Below are 337 nucleotides of genomic sequence, written 5' to 3'. Positions count from 1 at the left end.
TGTCAGCGCAGCCGCCCCGCGCGCCGAAGCGCCTGCACCGGTGGCCGCCGGCCCGGCTCCCGCGCCGCGTCCGGTGCAGCCACAGGCTCCAGGCCGCCCCGGCCAACCGCCCCAGGGCAACCGCTCGGGTCAGCAGGGCCGTCCGCAGCAAGGTGGCCAGCGTTCGGGCAGCAATCGCCCTGGCGCCGGTATGGTGCTGCGCACGCTGTCGAACGAGGAAATGGACGCGCGCACCCGCGTGCTTGCCGAGGCTCGCGTCCGCGAGGCCGAGGATCGCAAGCGCGCCGCCGAGGAAGCGATTCGCCGCGCCGCCGAGGAAGCGCGTCGCGAAGAAGAG

The organism is Labrys miyagiensis, from assembly GCF_030160835.1.
Taxonomy (GTDB): Bacteria; Pseudomonadota; Alphaproteobacteria; order Rhizobiales; family Labraceae; genus Labrys; species Labrys miyagiensis.
The sequence above is the reverse complement of the archived record's forward strand: the minus strand, read 5'-3'. Positions refer to the sequence as shown.